The 20,715-nt window shown below is 49.9% G+C and carries 12 protein-coding genes and 1 pseudogene; all 13 read left to right on the top strand.

The features are described from left to right. The first annotated feature begins 29 nt into the window (after window positions 1–29). Entirely contained in the window at window positions 30–1,235 is a 1,206-nt protein-coding gene (dpaL, locus tag J2S20_RS04530) for a diaminopropionate ammonia-lyase (RefSeq protein ID WP_106611163.1), read from the top strand. Window positions 1,236–1,294: 59 nt separating this feature from the next. Further along, on the top strand, window positions 1,295–2,710 hold the full coding sequence (locus tag J2S20_RS04525) for a YfcC family protein (RefSeq protein ID WP_106611164.1): 1,416 nt from the start codon (window positions 1,295–1,297) through the stop codon (window positions 2,708–2,710). Window positions 2,711–2,753: 43 nt separating this feature from the next. Further along, on the top strand, window positions 2,754–3,950 hold the full coding sequence (locus J2S20_RS04520) for a YgeY family selenium metabolism-linked hydrolase (RefSeq protein WP_106611165.1): 1,197 nt from the start codon (window positions 2,754–2,756) through the stop codon (window positions 3,948–3,950). An 82-nt stretch (window positions 3,951–4,032) separates the two neighbouring features. After that, complete coding sequence (locus J2S20_RS04515; protein WP_106611166.1) at window positions 4,033–5,367, top strand: YgeY family selenium metabolism-linked hydrolase; 1,335 nt, start codon at window positions 4,033–4,035, stop codon at window positions 5,365–5,367. A gap of 59 nt (window positions 5,368–5,426) precedes the next feature. After that, a pseudogene (locus J2S20_RS12315) lies at window positions 5,427–6,430 on the top strand (DUF6282 family protein). Between the two features lie 259 nt (window positions 6,431–6,689). Then, the gene (locus J2S20_RS04500; RefSeq protein WP_106611167.1) at window positions 6,690–12,734 is read left to right on the top strand and encodes a S8 family serine peptidase; all 6,045 of its coding nucleotides are present in this window, start codon (window positions 6,690–6,692) and stop codon (window positions 12,732–12,734) included. Between the two features lie 329 nt (window positions 12,735–13,063). Then, on the top strand, window positions 13,064–14,158 hold the full coding sequence (locus J2S20_RS04495; protein WP_106611168.1) for a TRAP transporter substrate-binding protein: 1,095 nt from the start codon (window positions 13,064–13,066) through the stop codon (window positions 14,156–14,158). Between the two features lie 86 nt (window positions 14,159–14,244). Beyond that, complete coding sequence (locus J2S20_RS04490) at window positions 14,245–14,760, top strand: TRAP transporter small permease (protein WP_106611169.1); 516 nt, start codon at window positions 14,245–14,247, stop codon at window positions 14,758–14,760. Then, a complete protein-coding gene (locus J2S20_RS04485; RefSeq protein WP_106611170.1) occupies window positions 14,760–16,040 on the top strand; it encodes a TRAP transporter large permease in 1,281 nt (426 codons plus the stop codon). The genes J2S20_RS04490 and J2S20_RS04485 overlap by 1 nt, the downstream gene beginning before the upstream one ends. 63 nt (window positions 16,041–16,103) lie before the next feature. Then, on the top strand, window positions 16,104–16,877 hold the full coding sequence (locus tag J2S20_RS04480) for a FadR/GntR family transcriptional regulator (protein WP_106611171.1): 774 nt from the start codon (window positions 16,104–16,106) through the stop codon (window positions 16,875–16,877). Window positions 16,878–16,879: 2 nt separating this feature from the next. Then, window positions 16,880–18,625, top strand: a complete 1,746-nt coding sequence (ilvD, locus tag J2S20_RS04475; protein ID WP_307253643.1) for a dihydroxy-acid dehydratase — start codon at window positions 16,880–16,882, stop codon at window positions 18,623–18,625. A gap of 233 nt (window positions 18,626–18,858) precedes the next feature. Continuing rightward, window positions 18,859–19,560 (top strand): RraA family protein, encoded by a 702-nt coding sequence (locus J2S20_RS04470; RefSeq protein WP_307253640.1) that lies wholly within the window; start codon window positions 18,859–18,861, stop codon window positions 19,558–19,560. Between the two features lie 82 nt (window positions 19,561–19,642). Beyond that, window positions 19,643–20,671: a hydroxyacid dehydrogenase gene (locus J2S20_RS04465; protein ID WP_307253638.1), complete on the top strand. Its 1,029-nt coding sequence runs from the start codon at window positions 19,643–19,645 to the stop codon at window positions 20,669–20,671. Window positions 20,672–20,715 lie beyond the last annotated feature (44 nt).

The following is a 20,715-nucleotide window of genomic DNA, read 5'->3' as shown; positions in this document are numbered from 1 at the left end:
TGTGTGGAAATATGTAGGAGGAATTTATAATGCAGGAGTCTATTAAGTATTTTCATAAGGAAAGACGCTTAAATAACCTTTCTTCTGTTAAGGATTTTGGAGTGGAGAATGCAAGGAAGGTTATTAAGTATCATCAAAGCTTTCCTGAGTATGAGCCAACGCCACTTGTGGATTTAAAGGGACTTGCAGCAGATTTAGGTGTTAACAGCATTTATGTTAAGGATGAGAGCTATCGTTTCGGGCTGAATGCTTTTAAGGTTCTGGGCGGTAGTTATTGTATAGGCAGTTATATTGCGGATCAGCTCGGAGTGGATATAAGTGAGATGCCGTTTGAGAGAATTACATCTCCAGAAGTAAAAGAAAAAGTAGGGAATATCACTTTTGTCACAGCTACGGATGGAAATCATGGTAGAGGTATTGCCTGGACGGCTAATCGCCTGAATCAGAAGAGTGTTGTTTATATGCCGAAGGGAAGTGCTGAAGAGCGACTTCATAATATTCAGTTGCTTGGTGCTGATGCCTCAATTACAGAGTTTAATTACGATGATGCTGTTCGTTTAGCAAAGAAAAATGCAGATGAGTATGGCTGGGTGATGGTCCAGGATACTGCATGGGAGGGATATGAAAAAATCCCGAGATGGATTATGCAAGGCTATACTACCATGGCTTATGAGGCTATCCAGCAGCTTGGCGATAATAAACCTACACATATTTTCCTTCAGGCGGGTGTGGGGGCAATGAGTGGTGGTATAACTGGATTTTTCGCTGACCTCTATGGTGATGAAGAACGTCCAGTGATTACAATTGTAGAGCCAAATAAAGCGGATTGCATTTTCCGGACAGCCGAAGCTGATGATGGCAATCTTCATTTTGTAAAAGGCGATATGGATTCTATCATGGCAGGCCTTTGCTGCGGTGAGCCATGTACATTAGGATGGGAAGTCCTTCGCGATCATGCAGATTATTTCGTTTCCATGCCAGATTATGTTGCAGCAGAGGGAATGCGAATTCTTGGCGCGCCGTTGACAGGAGACCCTAGGGTGATTTCAGGAGAAAGTGGCGCATCTACTTTAGGATTTGTCGCAGAACTCCTTCGTAATCCGAGTCTCTGGGAGCTCAAGAAGAAATTAGGAATTGACGAAACGTCAAAAATTCTTTGTTTCTCTACAGAAGGAGATACAGATAAAGCTAATTACAAGCGTATTGTCTGGGATGGACTTTATCCAGGCTTTTAAGTGTTGTTATAGCACCGATATTTAAGTGTTACTTTTTAGTTTGATTGGAGGATAGAAAGATGGGAGAGAAGAAACTTAGTAAACAGAAATTTCAAATGCCGCACATATTTATTATCCTGTACGCAATTATTCTGGTTATGGCTGTTCTCAGTTATATTATTCCTGCAGGAGAATATACCCGTATCGCTGATGCAGTTACAGGGCGAGAGATTATTGATCCTAATTCCTATCAGGTAATCGCTTCTACCCCTACATCCATTATGGAATTTTTTGAAGCCTTCCCGAAAGGCTTTGTAGAAGCTGGATATGTTGTTGTATTAACTTTTTGTGTCTGCGGTGGATTTTATGTTGTTAATAAGAGTGGAATTGTAGCTGGCGTTATTCAGGCCATTGCGAAGAAAATGAAAGGGAGAGGAATTATTATCATTCCTATTCTGATGATCACATTCGCATTAATCGACTGCTTTATTGGAATGTGCGAGCTTTGCATGGTATATGTGCCGATTATTTTGCCTTTAATGCTTGCATTAGGATTCGACTCTATGACGGCCTGTGCAACTGCACTTTGTGGCTCCTGTATCGGTTTCACATCTGCCCTTGCAAACCCGTTTACAACTATTATCGGACAGAAGATTGCAGGCCTGCCACTTTTATCTGGATGGCAATTCCGTCTATGCTCGATGCTTGTTGTGGGTATTTGCGGAATTTCATACGTGATGCTTTATGCGAAAAAAGTCCAGAAGGACCCAAAGTCTTCTATTGTGTATGAAAGCGATCTGAAACTACGTGAAGATATGGCTGAAACCATTAATAAGGAGGTTCATCTGACTCCTCGTCAGAAATTATCCGGAGTCATTTTCCTTGTTCTGTTTGCACTTATGATTGTAGGTGTATTCCTTTGGGGATGGGACATGCCGGAAATTGGCGCAACATTTATCATGATGGCTATTTTCTGCGGCCTTGTTGCCGGAATGACTGGTAATGAAATTTGTGACGCGTTTATGGAAGGCTGTCAGCAGGTATTATTAGGCGCACTTATTGTTGGTCTTTCAAGAGGTGTATCTGTCATTATGAATGATGCGAAGATAACAGATACTATTATTCATTCTCTTGCAATGGTTCTGCAGAATCTTCCTTCTGCAGTAACGGCAGTTGGTATGCTGATCGTTCAGACACTGATGAACTTCCTAATCCCTTCAGGATCTGGCCAGACCGTTGTTACGATGCCGATCATGGCTCCTTTAGCAGATCTTGTTGGTGTTACTAGACAGACTGCAGTTTTAGCATTGCAGTACGGTGATGGCTTCTCTAATATTTTCTATCCGGTTTCTGGATATTTTATGGCAACTCTTGCACTTGGACATGTGCCATATGAAAAGTGGATTAAAAAGATGCTGCCGTTATTCGGTATCTGGACATGTGTTGCTGCAGCATTCATGATTATTGCGCAGGTAATTCAGTGGGGTCCATTCTAATCCGAAGTTTGGAATGTTTTAGTTTCCGAAAGGAAGGATGATAATGAGTAATGAAGATATATCAAAGAGTTTAAAGAACATTGAAACTTCTGTTCATGATGATTTCATTAAGTTCGCGCAGAAGCTGGTTCAGACAAAGAGCCTTACTTGTCAAGAAAGAGAAGTTGCTTTTCTCGTTGAAGAGAAGATGAAGGATCTAGGCTACGATGAAGTGACGGTGGACAGTGTTGGAAACGTTCTTGGACGTATAGGAAACGGTGCGAAGATTCTGATGTTCGATTCGCATATGGATACGGTGACAGTCAACAATTTAAACGAGTGGGAACACGATCCGTTTGGTGCGGCTATCGAAAATGGCAGGATTTATGGTAGAGGCGCATGCGATATGAAGTGCGCACTGGCAGCATCTGTTTATGGCGGATATATTGCGAAAGAGATCGGCATTCCAGATGATGTTACAGTGCTTGTGTCTGCATCTTGCATGGAAGAAGATTATGATGGAGAGGCTGTTCGGTTAATGCTGAAGGAACACAATCTTCGACCAGATGCAGTTATCATCTGTGAACCGACGAGCCTGAAAATAGCAACTGGCCATAGAGGAAGGACCTCGATTGAAATCAATGTTAAGGGCACACCATGTCATGCAAGTAATCCAAATAATGGAGTCAATCCTGTTTATTTGATGACGGATATTATTCGTAATATTATGAAACTTTCGGATGATCTGGATTATCAGGATGGTCAAGATAATGGATCGGTGGCACTTACAAATATTTATTGCAATACTGCTTCCAACAATTCTGTACCTAATGACGCGACAATCGTTCTTGACCGTAGACTGGCTAATGGAGAATCGGAAGAAAGTATCAGCCTGGAAATGAATAGATTACTGGAAGGAACAGAGGGATCCTGGAAATTTATGGATATACCAGGAAAGAGCTGGACTGAAACAGACTTTATGTTCCATTCATTTTTACCAGCTTGGAATATTTCATCGGATCATTCTCTCGTTAAGGGTGCAATAAGTGCGTTTAAAGAAATTAAAGAGCAGGATCCAGTGTTATATCAGATGGGAGCAAGTACAAATGCTGTTGTTACGGCAGGATTGCTGCATATTCCTACGATTATTTTTGGACCAGGTAATATGGAGCAAGCACATGCTACGGACGAGTACTGTGATATTCAGATGATGGTAGATGCAGCATTAATGTATGCAGATATCTGTCACAATTTCAGCTAAATTAAAGGCAATACCGTATAAGTCTGGCATTTGCCACGGTACAGAATATATACCGCGGCATTTCTATTAGAAAGGTGAGAATATGAGTATATTGGAGCAGAAAGACCTCGAAAGTATTAAGAAGGCAGCTAAAGAATATCTTCCGGATATGACAAGCTTTTTGCGTGCAATTGTTAAAAATCCTGGCGAATCCAGAACAGAGAAAGAACACGCTGAAACGATCCTTGCAGAGATGAAAAAACTTGGATTTGATCAAGCGGAATTAGATCCACAGGGCAATGTTATTGGCTACATGGGTAGTGGTGAGAAACTGATTGCATTCGACAGTCATATTGATACTGTTGGTGTCGGAAATAGAGATAACTGGATATTTGATCCTTATGAAGGTTATGAGAATGACGAGGAAATCGGAGGTAGAGGAGTATCTGACCAGCTTGGAGGTATCGTATCTTCAGTATATGCTGCGAAGATAATGAAAGATCTTAACCTTCTCAATGAAAAGTATAAAGTGATGGTGGTTGGTTCGGTACAGGAAGAAGACTGTGAAGGAAATAACTGGGAGTATATTTGCAAGGAAGACAAGGTTGTTCCAGATCTGGTGATTTCTACTGAACCTACAGATGGTGGTATTTGTCGTGGACAGAGAGGCCGAATGGAAATTCGCGTGGATGTCAAAGGCGTTTCCTGCCATGGATCGGCTCCTGAAAGAGGAGATAACGCGATTTATAAGATGGCCGATATTATCCAGGATATTCGAGCATTAAATAATAATGGATACGATGAATCTACGGACATACGTGGGCTTTCTAGAATGCTGGATCCGAAATATAATAAGGAGTGGGAAGAGGCCAGATTCCTTGGCAGGGGAAGCGTTACTGTTTCGCAGATATTCTTCTCCTCTCCTTCACGATGCGCAGTGGCAGATGCTTGCGCTATTTCTCTTGACCGGCGCATGACAGCTGGCGAAACATGGCAATCTTGCATCGAAGAAATTAAGAATTTGCCAGCAGTTCAGAGATATGGTGAGGATGTCAAGGTAAGCATGTATACATATGATGCGCCTTCTTATACAGGCTTATCATATCCGACAGACTGCTATTTCCCTACATGGGTATTACCAGAGCAGCATCCAGTTTGTCAGGCGGCTGTTAAGGCATATGAGGCACTTTATGGAGATAAACGTCTTGGAACAGCAAGCACAATTCAAGAGAGAGAAAAACGTCCTTTAGTCGATAAATGGACGTTCTCAACGAATGGCGTTTCCATCATGGGACGAAATAATATACCGGTGATCGGATTTGGGCCAGGTGCGGAGGCACAGGCGCATGCTCCGAATGAAATCACATGGAAGCAAGATTTAGTGGTGTGCGCTTCGTTTTATGCTGCATATGGAAGCTATTATTGCAATAATCTATAAAAAATTAGATTTGATCGTCAGTTTGTGTGCCGCCCGCATTCCTTGCGGGCGATACTTTTATGGTGCGCCTGATGGCGCACGTTTCTAACCGGTGCAAGGTAAGCCTTCACACTGAGTGCTTACAACGTAAGTATGCCGAAGGGGGACACATTCATGAGTCAAATTACAATAGCATTGATAAGGGGGTGCGGAGTTTTGCTGTGTTTCAGAGAGGAGAGAAAACAATGAAGTATGATTTTATGAGGGATGCAATAGAAATGCATGTACATACGGCGCCGGACGTATCTTCCAGAAAGTGTACGGATATAGAGCTTATGGAGCGCCTTCGGACAGCAGGGCTGGGCGGCGCCCTGATCAAGTATCACTACGGGGAGACGGCAGGGAGAGCGGCGTTGCTCAGGGAGCTCTGCCCGGAGCTGAAGCTTGCGGGAGGGATTACCTTAAACCGGGCAGTCGGCGGAATCAACGCCTCAGCGGTGGAAGCCTGTGGAAAACTCGGCGGACGCTTTGTCTGGTTTCCGACCATGGATGCGCTGAAGTATCAGGAATTTCAGAAAAAAACGGAAAGAAGGCAGATCTGCAAAAGTGCATCTATATTCTGGATGTGCAGGAAGAGCTGATTCCGGAGGTGGCAGAGGTTCTGGAAGCGGCGCGGCGGTATTCCATGGTGGTCGCGACGGGACACATGAGCGCAGAGGAAGGAATGGCACTGGTGCGTGCGGCACGTGCACAGGGCTGTGAAGCAGTGCTGACACACGCGGACAATCCGGCAGACTGCTACAGCCTGGAGCAGCAGAAGGAGGCTGTCGCGCTGGGAGCTTATGTGGAGCACTGCTATTTCACAAGCTATTATGGGCGAACCTCGATTGAGGAAATCGCCGCACAGATACGCGCCGTGGGGTGTGAGCATGTATATCTCTCAACTGATTTTGGACAGCCGAAGTCCCCTTATTTTGATGAGGGACTTTTGGAATATGCAAAGCTGCTGCTCGCGCAGGGTTTCACGGAAGAGGAGTTGCAGATGATGTTTCGGCGGATTCCGGAGCTGCTTCTGGGCCTTTGAAGGAGAATTTTCAGCAGATTCTGTTCTGTCAGATTTTGGAATTATAATTGCCAATACCATTGTCGGTAATACGGACTGTCAGGTATTTCAGGCGGGGTTCTGTGTCAGGAAATAGTACAAGCTGGAGATAGCCGTTCTCATTTGTTACAGAACGCCCTGTGTGATAAGAGTTTGAATTGACAAATTAGTCAAGGCAAACTAATATGTATTTTGTTGATGCGCGAGCAGAAAAAATACATTCAAAGCAGGGGGCAGGGGTATGAAAAGGATGGTCAAACGGCTGTTTGCAGCGCTGATGATTGTTTCGATGACTTCAGCAATGCAGTGGCCGCAGTCGTTTACGGTGCATGCGGAGACGCAGGCTGCTGCATCTGAGCCGAAGCTGGAAGCGTTGGAGCAGCGGATGAAGGAGCAGGGCGCTCTGAAACAAGGAGAGTCGCTTGACAGCTATGAGGGAAAAATTCCGGTCATCATAGCGCTGGGAGATGGCAGCGACGAAGGTGATTTCTCAAAGGATATACTCCGTCAGCTTGGAGGGGCAGTGGAAAAACAGAAGCACTTTGCGATGCGCGCAGAGGCACGGCTGGGACATGAGTTCTGTTATGAGGGAGTCACCTATGTCCTTGGAAATACCCTTGCGACAGAGCTCACAGCAGCAGAGCTGGAAGCGCTGGCGCCCATGAGTGAAATTCTGCGCATCTCTCCGAACTTTGCTGCGATTGACGTAGGGAGCCTGGAGGGAGAAGAAGCCTGGCAGAGCAGACCCGGGAGACGTATCCGTCGCAGGCGTGCGCTGGATGTGCATGAGCGTGCAGCCTTTCAACCCGATGAACTGAGTGGTCGTGGAACTGTGATTGCGGTGATTGATACTGGCTTCAGCGTTTCACATCCGGATTTCGACATGAAGGATACGGAAGGCGCAAAATATCCTGATGCAAAGAGCATGGAAGAGCGAATTGCACAGATCAATTCAACTGCGGGAACAGAACTTCTGAAGGGAAAGTGGTTCAGCAACAAGTATGCATATGGCTATAATTATGCCAATAACAGCAGAGAGATCAATGAAGACGGCAATTCTCACGGAACACACGTCGCAGGAATTGCTGCCTCTGTCGTGCGGAGCGATGCAAAGCAGGCACAGCTGATTGCGATGCGTGTGCTTGCGGGAGAGAGCGATTATTCCGAGCCCGCGAAATATGCGCGTGCGATCGAGGACAGCCTGCTTCTGGGAGCGGATGTCATCAATCTGAGCTTCGGTGTGCCGGCTGCAACACTGAAGAGCGTGGGGAGTGAATTGCTGCGTGCCATAGCTGCCGCAAAAAAAATGGGAGTCACAATCAATGCCTCAGCCGGAAATGAAAGTCTGACGGATGCAGATTTCATGCCTCCGACTGCGGATCAGCCGAACTATGGCACGATTTCGGCCCCTGCACTTGCAGGGGATGTCATAGCCGTCGCTTCGATCGACAGCGAAACAGTATCTCTGCCATATCTGGAGGTGGAAGGAGAAAGGATTGCGTACTATCCCACGACAGATGAGGCGGCCAGCAGCGCATACGGGCTGGAGCTTCCGCTGTATACGGAGGCAGGGAAGGCCAAAATTGAGGAACTGGCAGCTCTTCCGGAGGGAGCGCTGCGGGGAAAGGCGGTGCTGATCGAGCGAGGAGAACGCCGCTTTGATGAAAAGGTTGCGAGCGTCGCCAATCTCGGCGCGCGTCTTGCCATTATTTACGACGATCAGGAATCCGGGGACTGGATCAACATGGGCATCCATGATCCGGCGATTCCGGCGGTATTCATCCGAAAAAGGGATGGTCTTCTTCTGAAGGGCATGGATGGGAAAAAGATAGTTCTTCACCGCGAGATCGCAGGCTTCAAAATTGACAGTGCCGGGGATCTCTCCTATTTTTCAAGCTGGGGCCCCACCCCGGAATTTGATCTCAAGCCGGAAATCGCCGCAGTAGGGGGACATGTCTGGGCGGCGCAGCCCGGAGGAGGCTTTGCGGATAAGAGTGGAACCTCCATGGCGGCACCGCAGGTATCCTCTCTCGCGGCGCTTCTTGCCGAGAGGATACGGAAGGACGGAGACTTAAAGCTGCCGGAGGCCGGCGGAACGGACAAAAATACGCAGTACATGTTTATGAAAAATATGCTGATGAGCAATGCCGTGCCGCACAGGGATGGAGAGGGGCACTATACCTCTCCGCGGAAGCAGGGAGCAGGCGTCATGAATAAACGGAATACCCTGCGTTCCTATGCCTATATTACAGCGAAGCAGCCGGACAGACTGAATGCGGAGCCGACGGCGAAAATAAACCTCGGCGCGATCAATACGGACTTCAGCCTGAAGTTTACACTGCATAATGCAAGTAAAAGCAGGGAACTCCGGTTTCAGCTGTCGGAGCTGACCGTACAGACAGATCAGCTGGACGGGAAAAATCCAAAGCTCATCAAACCGGCGGGGGTGCAGGAGATTCTTTCTCCGAAGAGCGGGAACGAAGTTTACATAGTTCCGGCTATGGGAAGCGTGGAGGTCTCTGTTCCGGTCAGCTTTGCATCGGAGGATGAACGCCTGAAAAAGTGCTTCCGCAACGGCTATTTTGTAGAGGGCTTCGTGCGCCTCCGGAGCCTGACGGAGGGGCAAAATGATATCGGCGTGCCCTACATTGCATTCCGCCATCCGGAGAATAAGGCCTTCACAGACACACCGGTATTGGAAAGTGCAATTTACAATTATGCGCAGCCGGTCGGAGCTGCGGGAGAGGCTCCGAAATATTTCCACGCGCAGAACAGCGATGCAAGGAATGCCTTTACCTGCCTGACCTCTGAGGCAGATCACGAAGAGATTGTGCTGGGAGAAAAGCTCTCTGAGGATGCCGGCGCAAAGCGAAGCTTTGATGGAAAGCGGATCGCCATCTCCCCGAACGGAGATGGACGAAACGACTATGTGCAATTCCGCGGCGTGTTTATTGCTCCCTACTATCACGACAGAATCACTGTGAAGGACGCACAGGGCGAAACAGTATATTCCGGTGAGGAAAACTACAGCGGAAAGGCAGACAGCAACGGAAATATAGCGGTCGGAAGGAAGAACTATGCAGCGGCGCAGAATGCCTCTGCTGGTATGCTGTACTCTGAATCTGAGAAATACAGGTGGAATGGAACCAAAGGAGAAGAGACGGCGGAGGAAGGCATATACCGCTATATCTTTGAAGTGATGCCTGTTGCGGAGAATGCCGCGCTGCAGATCTATGCGTACGATGTGATTGTGGACAACACAAGGCCTGCTGTTTCGGACGTACAGATAGATGCCGGGAAAAAGCAGCTCGCGCTTAAGGTAACAGAGAACGGGAGTGGAGTTGCGGAAATTTCGCTGAAGAAGGTCGATGGAAGCGGAAATGTGACGGAGATAAAGAGGATCGTACCGCCGGCAGACGGAAGGCTGGTGCTGTCCACAGAGGAGAGCGCAGGTGTCAACCTTTGTATTCGCGACTATGCGGGAAATGAATATCTTCAGGAGCTTGCTACGCTGATGGCGGAGGGGCAGACTGGCTCGCTGAAGATAAAGATTATGGAAAAGAATGAAGAGACAGGAAACACTCTTGAAATTGATCCTGAGAAGCTTTCAGCGGATGATTACAGTGTGACGGTCACGGATGCGAGGGATGGACATATTGTTTTGAATCCTGAGCAGCTGTGCTACGGAAGTTATACGGCAAAGCTGAAGCTGCGGACGCTGCTCTTCAAGGGAGAAGAGCTCGAGCAGAGCTTTGAGATCAGTGCAGAGCATCCGGAGGCAGAGCTCACCTTCCTTTTGGTTTCGCAGAAGCCGCTGGAGGTTCGTGACATTATGCTTCAGGTGTCTACGGCGGATGGAAGGCTGCCGTCAGGCTTCAGACCGGAGGTGGTCCTGACAGATGAAAACGGGACGGAGGTGCCTGCAAAGGCAAGCATGAGCTTCGGGGGGACAAAGCAGCTGGCAAGCCTCAGTGGACTTCCGTATGGATCTGTCAAGCTCAGCAGGGGGAGATGGACCCTGCGCCTTAGAAATGCTGCGGGAGCCTGGAAGTTGATTCCGGAAAAACCTGTCATTGAGATTGAAGCGCAGACGCAGTATGGTCGCGAGGTAGGTGTGGTCAGGGATCTGGGAAGCAAGGAGCATCCGATTTTGCTCGCTGGTCCGGAGACCGGTGCCATGTATCCGAAGTCTGTACTGCATACGGAAGAGCTTACGCTGGATCAGATCAGCTATGAGGCTGTCTTTGACGCGGAGGCAGAAGAGGGGGCAGAGAAAAAGCATTCCTGGGATGGAATGAAGTTCACTGATTTCAGCATACTTCCGGCAGCGGTTTACCAGCTGCGCCCGGTGCTTCCGGAAGGATACTATAGTGTACCGGAAAGCAAGCGAGTCGATCTGCGCGATGCCTCTGGTGAGACTGTGACACCGGATTTCCATATTTATAAAAAAGGTGCGGAGGATTTTGGCAGTATTCATGTGACCACGATGGCGGAGGGAGCAGAGAACTTTGTCACAGACTATATCTTTGTCAATCTTCAGGGCGAGACGTATGAAAGCGGCGAAAAGCTGAGCTATGGAAAGTGGAGAGTGCGCCCGAAATATGACAGTGCGGAGTACATACCGGAAAGACCGGAGATTGTCGTGCATCTTGGACCTGATAACAGAACGGCGGATATTCGCTTTGGCTGGAAGAAGCTGGAGAGCAGCGAAAAGAGTGGGAGTATCCGTATCCGACTGAATTGGGGAGATGATTACGGAGCAAAATTTGCGTTTGGGCCCTATGGTCAAAAGCCTTATGTATTCCGCCTGAAAGCGCTGGATCATGAATCGGAGGAACTTCTTTTTGAACTGCCGGATCCGTATTTTGACCCGCTTGTTCTTTCGGGAATTCCCTATGGGCGCTATCGGCTGACGGCAGATCTCAGCGGAAAGGAAGGTTATTTTGTAGATCGTCCTGTACAGATCATTCAGATTGACCGTAAGACCCAGACAATAGAGCTTCGCTATGGAAAGACTGCATTCCCGCAGGCAGTGGAAAGGGAACTGCAGAATGAAGACGGAGATGTGAGTATCAGAATTCCGGCAAGCTCTCGCCTTGCCGGGCAGGAGGTGAAGCTCATCGCGGAAAAGGTGGAGGAAGTGCCGGAGAAGCTCAGAAAGGCAATGGCTTCTCTGCCGGAGGGCGAAGCGGTTCTGTATGAAATCCATCTCGAAAATGAGAAGCATGAGCAGGTTCCGATTCCCCGTGGAGAGCGTCTGGAGCTCAGTCTGCAGTTGAATCAGGAGCAGCAGGAGCAGGCAGAAAGACTGGCATTCTTCTATCTCTCCGGGCAGGCGAATCGCGCAGGAAGGCTCGCCGGAGAAATGGATCAGACGAAGCGCTGCTTCTGCACGACCGTGGATCACTTCAGTTATTATGCATTGCTGACGGAAAGGGAAAAGCCGAAGAGCTATGAGATCAGGCTTGAGGAGACAGACGGCGTTATGCTTAGCACCATTCCGGCAGACGAGGCGGCAGAGGGCACAGAAATTCAGGTGTTTGCGGAGATCACAGACAGCAGGAAGGAACTGCAGGAGCTTCTGCTGGATGGAAGCAAGCTGGAGGGTATGCGCTTCATTATGCCGGCGCACGCTGTAGTGCTGCGGGCGGTGCTGAAGGATAAGGAAGTCTCCGGAGATAAACTGGATGGGGAGGACGATGGATCTAAGGCGTCTTCGTCTAATGCAACCCCCTCCGATGCAAAACAGGAAGAGCTTCCGAATACAGGGGGAAAGACAAACACAGGCAAACAACCAGATGCTGTGCCGAAGGACAAGCAGGACATTCAGTCCGGGAATAAAGAAGATATAGAGACCAGAAGATCTTCGGGAGGCAGCGGAATACATTCCGCATTTCGCCGGGCAGCGCTGATGTGGACGGTTTCACGCTGGACGAAGGACAGACAGGGCTGGAAATTGAGGAAAAATGATGAAAGCAATGTCTGCGCAGAATGGAGAAAAGTGCAGGGATACTGGTATTGCTTTGATAAAGCAGGACATATGTGCACCGGCTGGCAGTACAGCGGGGAGCGCTGGTACTATCTGGAGCAGAATGGACGGATGAAAACAAACTGGAGCTTTATTAACGGAAAATGGTATTATTTTAATCCGGATGGTACGATGGCAACTGGGTGGATCAAGGACGGAGATCAGTGGTATTATCTTTCTGAAAGTGGAGATATGTTACAGGATACCTGGACGCCGGACGGCTATAGAGTCGGAGCTTTTGGAGCGTGGATGAATTAAGGGCTGTTGACCTGCCCAAGAAGTAATGAGTGATAGACAGCGGCTTTTCGAAAAAACGGAAGGCCGCTGTTTTTGTGAAAATTGGAGCGCAGTGCAGCTTTCAGATTAAAAACTATCCCAAGGAAGGATCAACCCTTCTGTAAAAAAGTGCTTCTGTAAAAACGCACAAACATCGGGCGTAAAAATAGATAAAATATAGAAAATTATGATTCGGGAACGGTTTGTATTGACAGAGCGCTGAGCAAAAATTATAATCTCCATAGATGTAATACAAGTTAATGTTTTGACGAAACCTGTAGTACAAATTTTTCCAAGAGAGGGAGAAACAAATGAAAAAAGCATTGGCAGCATTTCTGACAGCAGCAATGACCGTTACCACTCTGACCGGATGTTTGGGCAGCTCTGTGTCCGCACCGACCACGGCGGCACCGGCGGAGAGCACCGCAGCAGAGACTAGCGCAGCGGCGGAGGGCGCAGCAACGGAGGCGGCGAGCAGCGTAAACCTGGACAATATCGGGGAGCATACCTTCTCCCTTTCGACCACTGCGACTGCTGGAAGCGCACTGGCAGATGTCGCACATCATTTTGCAGACAAGGTTTCCGAGCTGTCCGGCGGAAAGATGACCGTCGATGTATTCGAGGGGTCTTCTCTGGGTTCCGAGGCGCAGAACCTTGAGGCATTGACCGCGGGGACTCTGGATATGGCTATTATTGCAGTTGAGTTCTATACGAACTCTATCCCGCAGCTTGGCGCGCTCATTCTTCCCTATGTATATGAGGACTATGATCAGGTCGAGAAGGTTCTTGAGAGCGAGGCAGGGCAGTATGCAAACCAGCAGCTTCTCGATGTGGCGAAGGTAAAGAACCTCGGCTACTATGTGATGGCGTTCCGCAATATGTACATGACAAAGCCGATCGAGACCGCAGATGATCTTGCCGGACTCAAGATCCGCGTTCCGGAGTCCACTCTGTATGTGAATACCTTCAAGATGCTCGGCGCTGCACCGACTCCGCTTGCGATGGGTGAGGTTTATACCGCAATTGATACAGGCGTCGTAGACGGCATGGAGAATACACCGGATACCTGCCTGCACAACTCCTTCTTCGAGGTGGCTCCGTACTTCAACATGACCAACCACCTGAATGCCCCGACCACCATCTCCATGTCGGACAAGGTCTTCTCCGCGCTGAATGAGGATGAGCAGCAGATCCTGATCGAGGCAGGTCTTGATACCTCCCACTTCGGTCTTGAGAGCACCAAGGCTTCCGACGAGGCAAACCGTGAGACGCTGAAGGAGAAGGGCATGACCTTTGTCGAGACCGATATCGAGTCCATGAGAGCAAAGATCGATTACACCAACTACGATTTCATGCAGTCTGAGGAAGCAAAGAAGCTGTTCGAGCTGGTTCAGGCAAATAAGTAAGAGAGCTGTACTTTGGCCGGGTGGGTGCTCGCTCACCCGGCCTTTCTGTTCGACCATGATTACACTCACCGACTTTGGAGGCAGAGATGAAGGGCTTTAAAGGTTTTCAGAATTTCACGCAGAAGGCAGTCACCTATCTCATTGTGGTGCTCTTTCTCCTGATGTTTGGCATCACCAATCTAAATGTTTTGATGCGTTACTTTTTAAATAAGCCGATCAGTTTTTCTGTTGAGATGGGGCGCTACTGCTTCGTATCGATTATCTTTCTCGGCGCCATTATTACGACGAGAGAGGACAGGCATATTCAGGTCGACTTTCTTCTTGGGATGATGTCTCCGAAGCTTCGCTTTATCGCGGAGCAGTCGGGGCGTGTCCTGATGACTCTGTTCTTCGGTCTCCTGAGCTATGAGACCTTCCGCATGACAATTGCAAACGTAGCGGTAAGATCCTCTGCGATGCAGATCCCGATGGCGGTTCCGTACGGAATCATGTTTGTGGGCAGCGTTGGAATATGCCTGGAATCACTGCTCAATGTTGTTGAGTATCAGCTGGGCATCAAGACAAAGAAACGCGGCGAAGAGGAAGCGGAGGAACTGTTGTAATGGCGATTTTACTGGTGGCTTTTTTTGCACTTTTAATGTTTGGCATTCCGGTAGCGGCAGTGATGGGAATTTCCTCCACGCTCTATCTTCTGAGCCGCGGAGCTGATCTGCTCACAATACCGCAGCGTATGTTTGCCGGAGCGGACAATTTCACACTGATGGCGATTCCGCTCTATATTTTTGCGGGAGAGATCATGAACCGCTGCGGAATCACAAGGCGTATCTTTAATTTTGCATCGGAAATCGTGGGCTTTTTGCCCGGCGGTCTGGCACTGGTGAATGTCCTCGCATCCACGATGTTTGCCGGCATCTCCGGATCGACCTCTGCAGATGTCGCCTCTTTGGGCGTCATGGAGATTGCAGGAATGGAGGAGGCCGGATATTCCAGGTCCTATTCGACGGCGATCACCTGTGCTTCTGCGACGATAGGCTCTATCATTCCGCCCTCCATCCTGATGGTGCTTTATTCCTCCATCACAGGAATTTCCTGCGGAAAGCTTTTTGTCGCAGGTATGGTTCCGGGACTCATGGTTTGCCTCTCCCAGATGGCCTTCTGCTTCTATAAGGCGAAGCGTGATCCGGTGAACTGCGACGGAAACTATCGTCCGAAGTTCAATGGAAAGCGTCTTCTCTTTGCGGCAAAGGATGCAATTCCGGCGATGATTATGCCCGGTATCATTATCGGAGGAACGCTAAGCGGCGTTTTCACGGCGACAGAGGCCGGTGCGGTTGCAGGACTCTATGGTATTCTGGTCGGTGTCTTTTATTACAGAGAATTCCGTGTTGTGGATATGTATGAAACTCTGAAATCGACAGCATTCACCGTGGGACAGAGCTCTCTCATCTTTGCGGCGACCTCGATCTTCAGCTACTGTGTTGCGATTCTGAAGCTTCCGAACAAGCTGAGCGCCTGGATTACAGGACTCACGACCAATGTTTACCTGATCCTCTTCCTGATGATACTTGCAATGATGATCATCGGCTGCTTTATGGACACAACTCCGGCTGCAATCATCATGGTGCCGATCTTTCAGCCGCTGGCGGCGGCACTGGGCTTTGATTCCATCCATTTCGGCATGGTCATGGTGTTAACCTTTATCTTCGGAGGTATTACCCCCCCTGTCGGCGCGACGCTCTTTATCGCAAGCTCGGTGGGAGATATTCCGCTCTCAAAGCTGGTTAAGGATATGTGGCCGCTGATTCTGCTCTTCTTCATCGTGATGATGCTGGTCGCTTACTTCCCGCCGCTCAGCACGACCCTTCCTGCGCTGGTTGCATAAGCTGGAAAATTCTGTTTAAATAAAGTTGTAACACCAGTTTGATGATGGAAAGGCGGCTTCAGGATGCACAAGGCTTCTCAGGTAACGGAACAGGTGATGCAATACATTAAGGAGCAGATTGCCGGCGGAGAGTGGCCGCTGGACAGCAGAATCCCCTCGGAGAATGAGCTCTGCAGGCTGCTCGGTGTGAGCAGAACGAGTGTCCGGGCGGCACTGCAGCGCTTTAATGTACTGGGCATACTTGAGAGTCAGCACGGCAGAGGGACCTTTGTCCGCTCGGACAAGGTCTATATTCCCGGACCGAAGGAGCTGCGCCTGAATGCGCTGAGTCAGACAGACGAAATGACAAAGGAAACCTTCCGGGAGTGGCGTCAGGCGAGAAACGTGATCGAGCCGGAGATCGCCTATTATGTGGCGGAGGCTGCGACACCGGAGCTTGTGCGGAAGCTGAAGCGCATCAACCGGGAGCAGGAGCAGCTCATCGGGCAGCAGGAGCTCTTTATTCAGAAGGATAAGGAGTACCATATGGCGCTGGCTGAATTTCTGGGGAATAAGCTCATTATGCAGTGCCTGGAGTCGCTTCTCAATATGCGGGAGATGCAGCTCTTTGTAAATGACAAGTTTGGATATATGGGTGGAATTTATTTTCACGCGATGATTACCGACGCGATCAGCCGGCACAATGCGGATCGCGCCAGAACTCTGATGCTGGAGCACGGCAGAGATGAGGAGCAGTCCAGCCGTATTTTTGACGGAATGGCAGAGAGAGAGACCCTGGATGCTTCTCTCCCGGCCAATGCCCTGCTCCGTGTCACAGAGAAAGAAAAGAGGCAGTAAGTATGGATTTGGTCAGTCAGAAAATGAGAACGTTGGCGCCGGAGCTGGATCCGCTGCGGATCGGAACCGGCTGGAAGGAGGAGGAGCTTGCCCTCCCCCAGATTATGATAGAGAGCACCTACGGCGACAGTCACCCGGGAAGCGGCCATCTGATCTCCCTTGTGGAGGAGGCGAAGCGCGGCGTGCAGGAGGCAGGCGGCAAGGGCGCGAAGTACTTCTGTACCGATATCTGCGACGGTGAGAGTCAGGGTACCGATGGCATCAATTACAGTCTTGCCAGTCGGGAGATGATCGCAAACATGATAGAGATTCATGAAAATGCGACGCCCTTTGACGGCGGGATCTTTATATCGAGCTGTGACAAGGGCATGCCAGGCAATCTGATCGGAATGGCGCGTGTCAATATCCCCTCCCTCATGGTGACGGGCGGAACCATGAGTGCCGGACCGGAGCTGCTCACGCTGGAGCAGCTCGGCATGTACAGCGCAAAGTTCGAGCGCGGTGAGATCGATGAGAAGAAGCTGAACTGGGCGAAGTGTAATGCCTGTCCGAGCTGTGGTGCCTGCAGCTTTATCGGTACTGCGAGCACCATGCAGATCATGGCGGAGGCGCTGGGGCTGAGCCTTCCGGGGAGCGCCCTGCTTCCGGCAACCAGCCCGGATCTGAAGGAGTATGCCCACCGCGCGGGCGTGCAGGCTGTAGCACTTGCTAAGATGGGACTAAAGCCCAGAGATATCGTGACCATGAAGAGCTTTGAGAATGCCATTCTGGTGCATGCGGCAATCTCCGGCAGCACCAATGCGCTGCTGCATATCCCGGCGATCGCACACGAGTACGGCATAGAGATTAATGGAGAGACCTTTGACCGTCTGCACCGCGGAGCAAGGTATCTGCTGGATGTGCGCCCCTCCGGAAAGTGGCCGGCAGAGTTCTTCTACTATGCGGGCGGGGTTCCTGCAATTATGGAAGAGATACGGGATGTGCTGCATCTGGATGTTATGACTGTGACGGGCAAGACACTGGGAGAGAATCTTGATGCGCTGAAACGCGAGGGCTTTTACGAGAAGTGTCAGCGCTGGCTGGACAAGGCGAATGAGAAGTATGGACTGAAGCTGGTCAGAGGGGACATCATCCGTCCGGCAGAGCGGGCGCTCGGAACAGACGGAAGCATTGCGGTTCTCTACGGAAACCTTGCGCCGGAGGGGGCGGTGATCAAGCATACGGCCTGCCCGCAGGAGATGTTTACAGCACTTTTGAAAGCGCGCCCCTTCGACAGTGAGGAGGAGTGTCTCGATGCGGTGCTGCATCACAGGGTACAGAAGGGAGATGCAGTCTTTATCCGCTATGAGGGGCCCAAGGGCAGCGGAATGCCGGAGATGTTCTACACCTCCGAGGCGATCAGCTCGGATCCTGAGCTCGGCAGAAGCATTGCCCTCATCACGGATGGACGCTTCTCGGGCGCATCGACAGGACCGGTGATCGGGCACTGCAGCCCGGAGGCGGCAGCTGGCGGCCCCATCGCGCTGGTGGAGCAGGACGATCTGATTGAGATCAATATCATGGAGCGGCGCCTGAATATTGTGGGCATCGCCGGGGAGCGGCGCAGTGCAGAGGAGATCGCTGCAGTGCTGGAAGAGAGAAGAAAGAACTGGAAGCCGCGTCCGCTGAAGTATAAGAGCGGTGTGCTGCGGATGTTCAGTGAGCACGCGGCCAGTCCCATGGAGGGCGCGTACCTGAAGTTTGATTAAATAAAACAGAACAGAGAAGTTTATGGACAGCTGTCATGCGAATCTGCATGGCAGCTGTTATTTGTTCTGTCTGTAATCCTGCACAAAAACAAAATGAAGATTTGTACAATGTTGCAAAATATTATAATTATACTTGAAACAAGTTACATAAGGGTGTATGATGCCATCAGATAGAAAAAATAAGGTGGCGGAAGCCGGAGACACAGAAAATTCAGAGAGTCGGAGGTGGCAGTATGGCAGTAGGAAAGAGAATCTATCTGAAGAGAAATTTACCTGATCCGGAGATCATAAAGCAGTTTAAGGAGATTCCTGCATCCAATACGGCGGATGTCATGGGAAGAAACTGTGCCATGAATCCGAGAATTCACCTGGTGAGCAGTCCCAAGGCACAGATGATGGTCGGACCGGCGTTTACTGTAAAGTGCCGTGCGGGCGATAACCTTGCGCTTCACGCAGCACTGAATTATTGCAGTGAAGGAGATGTGCTTGTTGTATCAAATGAGGAAGACAATACCCGCGCACTCATGGGAGAGATTATGATGGCATACCTCTACCTTCAGAAAAAAGTGGCCGGCATTGTTCTGGACGGCCCGATCAGAGATATCGACGAGATCGGCAAGTGGGATTTTCCGGTCTATGCGACCGGAACCACACCGGGCGGCCCTTACAAGGAGGGACCGGGAGAGGTCAATGTTCCGATCTCATGCGGAGGCGTGAGTGTGGAGCCGGGCGATATCATCCTGGCGGATCCGGACGGTGTGATTGTAATTCCGAGAAATGATGCGGCTGTGATCCTCGAGGATGCAAAGAAATTTAAGGCGGCAGACGAGGGCAAGCTGGAGAAGACGCGGCTCGGAACCATTAACCGCGACTGGGTTATGAAGAATCTGGAGAGCAAGGAATTTGAGATCATCGATGATCTGTATCGCGTCTGAGCTGTAGAAGCAGCAGAGGAAATGACGAGAAACTGAAACCCATTACAGAGAGACCGGCAGATGTGCCGGAGAGGGAGAGTGTATGGCCTGGAAAATTTTACTGCCGCAGGAGATTATGTCTGAGGGAAGAAAGCTTCTTGAGGATGCGGGGCATGAGCTGATCATGGGGCACGGCTTTGAGACCGAGGATGTGCTGGAGGACATGAAGAAGCATCAGCCGGATGCTATGATCGTTCGCATTACACCGATCACGAGAGAGGTCATCGAGGCAAATCCGAACCTGAAGGTGATCGTCCGTCACGGCGCTGGCTTTGATACAGTGGATCTGAAGGCCTGCCGCGATAACAATGTGCAGACCCTGTACGCGCCGGTTGCAAACAGCACCTCCGTCGCGGAGACAGCGCTGCTGTTGATGTTCGAGTGCAGCAGAAATGTGACCGTACTTCATAAGACCTGGGTGAACGATTTTTATACAGCAAAGCTGAAGGTAAGAAAGAACACGCTGAACGGAAAGACACTCGGACTTGTTGGCTGCGGAAATATCGGCAGTCGCGTCGCGACGCGGGCTCTGGCGCTGGAGATGAATGTCCTGGCTTATGATCCCTATAAGCCCGCAGCAGACTTCCCGGACGGTGTCGAGGTTGTGCGTGATCTGGATCGCATCTTCAAGGAGTGCGACTATGTTTCTCTGCATGCACCGAGCACGCCTGTCACCAAAAACATGGTGAATAAGGAGCGCCTTGCCACAATGAAGCCGACTGCGTTTCTCATCAATACTGCGAGAGGCGGGCTGGTTGTGGAGGAGGATCTCTACGAGGCCTGCAAGAACGGCGTCATTGCAGGAGCCGGGCTGGACGCAATTCGTCAGGAGCCGGTAGATCCGAAGAACCCGCTTCTCACCTTGGATAATGTCATCATGTATCCGCACATTGGCGGCAATACTGTCGAAGCTGCACACAGAGCGTCTTATTTCTCCGCGATGGGAGTTCAGGAGGTCTATGAGGGCAAGCGGCCGACCTGGCCCATCAATGATGTAGATTATGAGACCGCGAAGACCTACATGGACACCAAAAAACCGGACAAGCAGCCGGCCGGGATGTTTGATTTTTAAAGAACAAAGACAGCACTTTCGGCTGGAAGGCCATCAGAAAGTAA

Source organism: Moryella indoligenes (assembly GCF_030812885.1).
GTDB classification, from domain to species: Bacteria; Bacillota; Clostridia; order Lachnospirales; family Lachnospiraceae; genus Moryella; species Moryella indoligenes.
The sequence above is the reverse complement of the archived record's forward strand: the minus strand, read 5'-3'. Positions and strand labels throughout refer to the sequence as shown.

What these genes read in the sequence shown, in the direction of transcription:
- dpaL (WP_106611163.1), top strand. Translation starts at nt 30, where the DNA reads ATGCAGGAGTCTATTAAGTATTTTCATAAGGAAAGACGCTTAAATAAC.
- J2S20_RS04525 (WP_106611164.1), top strand. Translation starts at nt 1,295, where the DNA reads ATGGGAGAGAAGAAACTTAGTAAACAGAAATTTCAAATGCCGCACATA.
- J2S20_RS04520 (WP_106611165.1), top strand. Translation starts at nt 2,754, where the DNA reads ATGAGTAATGAAGATATATCAAAGAGTTTAAAGAACATTGAAACTTCT.
- J2S20_RS04515 (WP_106611166.1), top strand. Translation starts at nt 4,033, where the DNA reads ATGAGTATATTGGAGCAGAAAGACCTCGAAAGTATTAAGAAGGCAGCT.
- J2S20_RS04500 (WP_106611167.1), top strand. Translation starts at nt 6,690, where the DNA reads ATGAAAAGGATGGTCAAACGGCTGTTTGCAGCGCTGATGATTGTTTCG.
- J2S20_RS04495 (WP_106611168.1), top strand. Translation starts at nt 13,064, where the DNA reads ATGAAAAAAGCATTGGCAGCATTTCTGACAGCAGCAATGACCGTTACC.
- J2S20_RS04490 (WP_106611169.1), top strand. Translation starts at nt 14,245, where the DNA reads ATGAAGGGCTTTAAAGGTTTTCAGAATTTCACGCAGAAGGCAGTCACC.
- J2S20_RS04485 (WP_106611170.1), top strand. Translation starts at nt 14,760, where the DNA reads ATGGCGATTTTACTGGTGGCTTTTTTTGCACTTTTAATGTTTGGCATT.
- J2S20_RS04480 (WP_106611171.1), top strand. Translation starts at nt 16,104, where the DNA reads ATGCACAAGGCTTCTCAGGTAACGGAACAGGTGATGCAATACATTAAG.
- ilvD (WP_307253643.1), top strand. Translation starts at nt 16,880, where the DNA reads ATGGATTTGGTCAGTCAGAAAATGAGAACGTTGGCGCCGGAGCTGGAT.
- J2S20_RS04470 (WP_307253640.1), top strand. Translation starts at nt 18,859, where the DNA reads ATGGCAGTAGGAAAGAGAATCTATCTGAAGAGAAATTTACCTGATCCG.
- J2S20_RS04465 (WP_307253638.1), top strand. Translation starts at nt 19,643, where the DNA reads ATGGCCTGGAAAATTTTACTGCCGCAGGAGATTATGTCTGAGGGAAGA.